This window comes from Nodosilinea nodulosa PCC 7104 (genome assembly GCF_000309385.1).
Classification (GTDB): Bacteria; Cyanobacteriota; Cyanobacteriia; order Phormidesmidales; family Phormidesmidaceae; genus Nodosilinea; species Nodosilinea nodulosa.
The window spans coordinates 6,052,984-6,059,564 of record NZ_JH976537.1 but is presented as its reverse complement, the minus strand read 5'-3'; the positions used below and the strand labels follow the sequence as shown (position 1 = coordinate 6,059,564).

Here is a 6,581-nt window from a genome sequence, read left to right as displayed (position 1 = left end):
ACGAGCACCGGATAAGACTTGAACAAGGACAGGGCCGTTTTTGAGGAGTCGCTGTTGCGTTGTTAGGTCACTACTGCCCGCCTGCCCTAACAACTCCCAATAGACGGGTAAGGCGTGAGTCCCCCACACCACGCTGACCATGAAGATATTCCGTCCTTTCCATTCCGTGCGGTCGATAGCCAGAATCCAATAGCCATGTTGATGATGTTTGAGCGTTCTTAGACGGCGGCGTTGGTCGCGGTTCAACCCCCGTCCCGTTTGCACTTGCCGAATCCAATACTTGAGCAGTGGAAACCACAGCACCTTGAGGGTAAGTTTTGGCAGCGCTAAAAATCGCTGTAAGTTGCGTTTTCGACTTTGATACTGAATCGGCTGAGGAAAGACGCTGGCTAACACCGAGAGTTTGACCTGTCGGTGGGCCTGTAGCAATAGCAACAACAGCTGCAAGGTCAAGTACTGGGCTTCACTCAGGTGGGTGCGAAGGGTGGTTTGGTAGAATGCAGGAAACATATTGATTAGGGGGAGCCGCATTGGGGTTCCCTATTTTTTTGCCCCTCCATTGTCTCAAACCCTTATACCGTATGATGTTGATGGCCCTTGTCACCCGTTAAGCTGCGCACCATTCTGCGCTGGGTGCACACCTGGGTGATTCCCGAGCAGGTGGCGATCGGCCAGGCTTGGCAGGCCTTCGATGACCAGGGCAAGCTGACGGATGCCAGGCTCTCGGAGCGGCTGGACGGCCTGGCCCAGAGCCTCTACGACAACACCCAAAAGCTGCGCGGCAGGGCCTAGGCAACCTCTGGGTTAGCCTGGGGGGTGAGGGGCAGGGCCACAAAAAAGGTGCTGCCCTGGCCCACCTGGCTCTCCACCCAGATCTGGCCCTGGTGCTGCTGCACAATGCGCTTGCAGATCGCCAGCCCCAGCCCGGTGCCCCCCGCCGCCTGGAGTCGGAGGCATCGACCTGCTGAAACTGCTCAAAGATGCGATCGAGCTTGTCAGGGGGAATGCCGCGACCGCGATCGCGGACGGTGAGGAGGAGAGTGGAAGGATGGGGTGATGGGGTGATGGGGTGATGGGGTGATGGGGTAGCGCTTCGGCTTACCCACGCTCCCACGCTCCCACGCTCCCACGCTCCTCCTCCCCCACTCCCCCACTCCCCCACTCCCCCACTCTTCAGCTCCTCAGCTCGCAGCCACACCGTCTGCCCCTGGTCTGAAAACTTGATGGCGTTGCTGAGCAGATTGGTGAGCACCTGGAGGATGGCGTCGGGGGCGGCCCACAGAATGGTGCTGAGGGGGGTGAGCGCAATGGTGATGCCCGATTGGTCGGCTAGGGGCTGCACGCTGTCCATGGCCTGGTACATGAGGGGGGCGATCGGGCAGGGTTCTTTCTCTAGCTGCACCTGGCCCGACTCCAGGCGCTCGAAGCTGAGAATGTCGTCCACCAGGCGCACCAGGCGATCGCTGTTGTTGATGGCGATCGCCAGCATGTGGCGGGCTTTTTCGGGACGGTTGGCGTAGACGTTTGCCCCCAGCAGCGCCAGCGCCCCCTGAATGGCAGTAATTGGCGTGCGCAGCTCGTGGCTCACCACCGAAATAAACTCGTCTTTCATGCGATCGATGGCGAGGCGATCGCGAATATCCTGCACATGGCCCACTGAGTACAGTGGGTTCCCCGCCGCATCGTAGATGGGGGCCGCATTGACCACCACCGGAATCGTCTCCCCCTTTTTGGTGAGGTAGCGTTTTTCGATCTCGTAGGTGCGGGCTTCGCCGCTCATCATCTGCTGAAACCCGGCCCAGTCATCGGCCCGGTCGTCGGGGTGGGTAATGTCTTTAAATCTGAGGTGGAGCAGCTCGGCTTCGGTATAGCCCAGCATGGTGCAGTAGTAGGCGTTGGCCAGCACAAACTGCCCGGTGGTTGAGACCAGCGAAATGCCGTAGGGGGCATCATCAAAGGCGCTGCGAAAGCGGGCTTCGCTCTGGCGCAGGGCCTCTTCGACCCGCTTGCGCTCGGTAATGTTCTCCACGGTGCCGACAATGCGCACCACCTTGCCGCTGTCGTCGAGCAGCGGAAAAGCCTTTGAACGCAGCCAGCGCAGCTCGCCCCTGGGGGTGATGTAGCGATACTCCTGCTCGAAGTCGATGCCCTGGCGCTCTTGGGCTAGGGCCGCTTCAATGCGATCGCGATCGCCGGGGTGAATGCCCACGAGCCAGTTGGCCATGCTGTAGGAGCTGTCGCCGGGCGGGAGATCCAGAATGGTCCAGTAGGACGAGTTGAGGTAGGCGTAGTAGTCGGTGTCGATGTCGTAGACAAAAAAGCCCTCCTGCACGGCCTCGGCCAGCTGGCGAAAGCGGGCTTCGCTCTCCTGAAGGGCCAGCTCAGCCCGCTTGCGATCGGTGATATCCACCGAGACCCCCACCAGCTTCACCACCCGGCCCCGGTCGTCAAAAACAGGCTCGCCGCGGGCGTCGAGGTAGTGGACAGAGCCATCGGGATGGATGGGTCGCAGGTCCATCTGGTAGGGCATGCCCGTGGCAATGGTGGTTTCGATGTGCTGGATCAGGCGATCGCGATCCTCCGGGGGCAGCATCCGCAGGAGCGCAGCCAGCGTCGGGGTCGGGGCGCTGGGGTCGAGGCCCCAGTTTTGAAAGGTGAGCGCCGACCAGGTGAGCGCCTGGCTGGCAACGTCATATTCCCAGTGGCCCACCTGGGCCACCCGCTGGGCCAGGGCGAGCCGCTGCTGGCTCTGGCGCAGGGCGGCTTCGGCCCGGTGGCGATCGGTAATGTCGCGGTGGGTCACAATCAGGCAGTCCTGGCCCTCTAGGGTCTGGGCCTCAGCGGAGAGCAGCACGGTTTTGGTTTCCCCTGACCGGGTGATGACCTGCACTTCCAAATTGCGCACCCGGCCCTGCCGATCGAGCAGGGTGCGGTAGCGATCGCGCTGCGCTAGATCGGCCCACAGGTTTAGCTCCAGGGCCGTGCGCCCCAGCATCTCTTCACGGCTGTAGCCAAAGAACTCCAGCAGGCTGTGGTTGACATCTATCAGCCGCCCCTCAGCGCGGGTGGCAATGGCGATCGGGTCGGGGCTGGTGCGAAAGATGGTGGTGAACTTGGTTTCCGACTCGGTCAGGGTAGTTTGCATACCCTGAAACGAGCGCTGTAGCTGGGCGGCCATCTGGTTAAAGGCGCTGGCCAGATGGTTGAACTCCTTGATGTGGCTGTTGGTGGGCAATCGCTGGGCCAAATTTCCCGCCGCCAGCTCGCCGCTGACGCGGGCAAACAGCCGCAGGCGGAGCAGCAGTCTCTGGGTCAGTACCAGGCCCAGGGCGATCGCCAGCTCCAGGGTGAGCAGCGACAGCGGCAGAATTTGACGCGCCCCATCGGCCCCTCCCCGCAGACCCAGGTAGCCCACCAAAATCGTCGCCCCCAGCGTGGAGAGCGCCAGCGGCACCGTCACGACCCAGTGCAGCGATAGGGGAGGGGGCAGGCGGCTCTGTTGAAGTAGGGGCATAGGGCGCTAGGTCACAGCTAAGGCATTGCCTAGGGGTTGGCGGGCTCGGGCTCGGCGCTTTCCTCCATGGCGGCAAGCACCAGCGATCGCTTTAGCAACGCCAGGCGGTGGGCCAGCTCAGATTGCAGCTGCGGGGGTGGCTCCGCCGTCAGCAGCTCCTCGATCGCCTCCGCCACTTCCGCCGCCTGGGCATAGCCAAAAATCCCCAGCCCCCCGGCCAGGCGGTGAGCTTCGGCCCTGGCCAACTGCCGCTGCTGGGGGTCAAGGGTGCCCGTTTCCAGTGCCTGCATGGCCCCGTCGAGCACCCCCAGCCGCTGCTCTAGGGAAGCCCGAAAATGCTGGGTGGCCCGCTGCATCACCGCCTCCAGTCGGGCTGAGGGTGGACTGGCAGCGGCGAGAGCCGGTGTCGGCGTGGCTTGGGGGGGCGCCTTGAGCCGATAGCCCAGCCCGTAGACGGTTTCAATGGGGCTGATAGCCAGCCCCGCCCCCTTTAACCGCTGGCGCAGATCTTTAATTAAGTTGGTGACGGAGCCTTCGACGGGCGTATCGGCCATGGGCCAGAGGTGGTCAATAATGGCGCTGCGGGTGAGCAGCCGCTGCGGATGGCGCAAAAACAGCTCTAGCAGCTCGTACTCCTTGGGCCGACAGGCGATCGGCTGCTGGCCATAGGTCACCTGGGTCAGGGCCGGGTCGAGGCACAGATCGCCCCAGCGCAGAACTGGCGCGGTGGTGCCGCTGCGCCGCAGCAGCGCCCGCACCCGCGCCAGCAGCTGGGGGGCATCGCAGGATTTGGCCAGGTAGTCATCGGCCCCGGCATCTAGCCCGGCGACGATATCGGCGCTGGCGGTTTTGACCGTGAGCATGAGGATGGGAATCTGACTGCCCTGGGCGCGCAGGCGGCGGCAGACCTCCAGGCCATCCAGGCTGGGCAGGAGCCAATCGATGATCAGCAGATCGTAGGGCCAGCGGCTGGCCAGGTCAAAACCAATGGCTCCATCGGCGATCGCATCGACGGCATAGCGATGGGTGGTCAGGGTATCGGCCAAAAACTCACTGGTCGATGGATCGTCCTCTAACAGCAGGATTTTCATCGTGAGAGAAGTAACCCAAAAGAGCACTTGAGGAGCGCCGTACCACGTCCAGGTCGAGTTCTGACGTGTGCCCGCTGGCGTTTGCCCAGAGGCGCCCCCCTGCTGGCCTTGAATTGGGGCATATTGCCCCTACGATACTCCGCCGCCCCCCTGGCCACAACCCCCTATCTCAAAATGGCATCCCCCTGGAAATATCTATACCTCAAAATCCACAACTATCCCTGGGGGGATATCTGGCATCGCTGAGACCGCAGATTTAGCCAGCATTGATGGCGCGCCCTGGGGCACCAGGCTGGAGGCTGTCATTGACACGGGGCGCGTTGCCCTACAGCTCCGAATCGCCCTGAACGCCCTGAATAATCCGCGATAGCTCGCTCTTTTCATCCACCGAAATGCGGGTGGGTGAACCGCTAATGATCCGCTCCAGGTTGCGGAAGGAGTCTTTAATATCTGGCCCCTGGCTGTTGATGGTGTACTCGCGAATGCCCTTGTCGTGCCACGAGCCGCGCATTTTAAAGACGTTGATTGCCCGCGATAGTTCGCCTCGCACCTCCACGTATTGCAGCATTAAAATCGTGTCGGTAATAGTGGAAATGTGCGACTCGGTAATCGAGTGCAGCCCCATAAACTGCTCGGTGGTGTTGGTGAAAAAGCCGGTGATTTCCTCCTGCTTGGCAAAGCCCGTCACGCCAATCACAAACTGGCGAAAGGAGTTGTTGCTGACGCCGCGATCGAGGGCAGACAGCGAGTCGATCGCCACCCGCGACGGCTTAAACTGCGAGATCTCGGTCTTGATGATTTGTAGATGATCTTCTAGGCCCGCCGACTCCGGGTAGGCGCAGATAATTTTCAACAGCCCCTGCTCCTCCATGGCCTCAAAGTCGACCCCCCAGGAATAGGCGTTGCGCGACAGCTGGGCGCGAGACTCTTCGTAGGCAAACAAAATCGCCCGCTCGCCGTTTTTGCAGCCGTCCACCAAAAACTTGCTGACCAGCAGGGTTTTGCCCGTGCCCGTCGCCCCCGTCGCCAAAATAATTGAGTCCTTGAAAAAGCCGCCGCCGCACATTTCGTCCAGGGTGGGCACCCCCGACGACACCCGCGCGTTCGACGATCGCTGGGTCAGCTGCATGGCCCCCAGCGGGAAGATATTGACGCCGCCGTTGGTAATGGTGAAGGGATACTCTCCCTTCATGTGGGTGGTACCCCGCAGCTTGAGAATTTCGATGGTGCGGCGGCGGCGCTCCCCCTCCAGGGCGTTGCGCACAATCACCACGTTGTCAGAGACAAATTCTTCGACTCCAAACCGAGCCACCGGGCCGTACTCATCCAGGCGCTCGGTGGTCATCACCGTAGTGACGCCCATCAGCTTGAGGCGAGCCACCAGGCGAAAAATCTCCCGCCGCACCACCGAGGCTGCGTCGTACTGCTGAAACACCGCCGTCACCGAGTCAATGGAAACCCGCCGCGCCTTGTACTTGCGAATGGCGTACTGAATCCGCTCGATCAGCGCCGAGAGATCAAAGTTGCCCACCACATCCTGCCCTTCGGGATCGGGGGAGGCATCGAGAATAAACAGCTTGCCGTCGTCCACCAGCTGCTGGAGGTCCCAGCCAAAGCTGTAGGCGTTTTGAATGATGTCCTCGGGCGACTCCTCAAAGGTGACAAACACCCCAGGTTCATCAAACTCCGTGATGCCGTTGTAGATAAACTGCACCGCAAACAGGGTTTTACCGGTACCGGAGGTGCCGCTCACCAGAGTCGATCGCCCCGCCGGCAGTCCACCGTGGCTGATGTCGTCAAAGCCCTCTATGGTCGTGCGGATCTTTTGCACACCCATGGGTCGCGCGGAGGGCTGCAATTCGGTCGGGTCAGAGTCTGTCATGGGAGGTTGTTACGGGTATCAGGCAGGGTAGCTGCCCTTAATAACTTACGGTACTTTCTGAGGATCAAGCATACCCCGAAGCGGCTACCGTCAA

General features: G+C 61.5%; 2 protein-coding genes and 4 pseudogenes. 1 reads left to right on the top strand and 5 read right to left on the bottom strand.

What is annotated here, in order from left to right:
• Positions 1–510: pseudogene (locus LEPTO7104_RS35695) on the bottom strand (IS4 family transposase); the annotation flags it as partial.
• A gap of 102 nt (positions 511–612) precedes the next feature.
• Here LEPTO7104_RS35695 and LEPTO7104_RS43840 point away from each other — a divergent pair.
• Positions 613–792 (top strand): annotated as a pseudogene (locus LEPTO7104_RS43840) (NADPH-dependent FMN reductase); the annotation flags it as partial.
• Here the strand turns inward: LEPTO7104_RS43840 and LEPTO7104_RS43835 are convergent.
• From LEPTO7104_RS43835 to kaiC, 4 genes and pseudogenes are all read right to left on the bottom strand, one after another.
• Positions 789–1,036 (bottom strand): annotated as a pseudogene (locus LEPTO7104_RS43835) (sensor histidine kinase); the annotation flags it as partial. The pseudogenes LEPTO7104_RS43840 and LEPTO7104_RS43835 sit on opposite strands and share 4 nt — an antisense overlap.
• Positions 1,037–1,417: 381 nt before the next feature.
• Positions 1,418–3,514, bottom strand: a pseudogene (locus LEPTO7104_RS41920) (PAS domain S-box protein); the annotation flags it as partial.
• A gap of 29 nt (positions 3,515–3,543) precedes the next feature.
• Positions 3,544–4,605, bottom strand: a complete 1,062-nt coding sequence (locus LEPTO7104_RS0128095; protein ID WP_017301923.1) for a response regulator transcription factor — start codon at positions 4,603–4,605, stop codon at positions 3,544–3,546.
• Between the two features lie 325 nt (positions 4,606–4,930).
• Positions 4,931–6,487, bottom strand: coding sequence for a circadian clock protein KaiC (kaiC, locus tag LEPTO7104_RS0128090; RefSeq protein WP_026073157.1), 1,557 nt, complete (start codon positions 6,485–6,487; stop codon positions 4,931–4,933).
• Positions 6,488–6,581 lie beyond the last annotated feature (94 nt).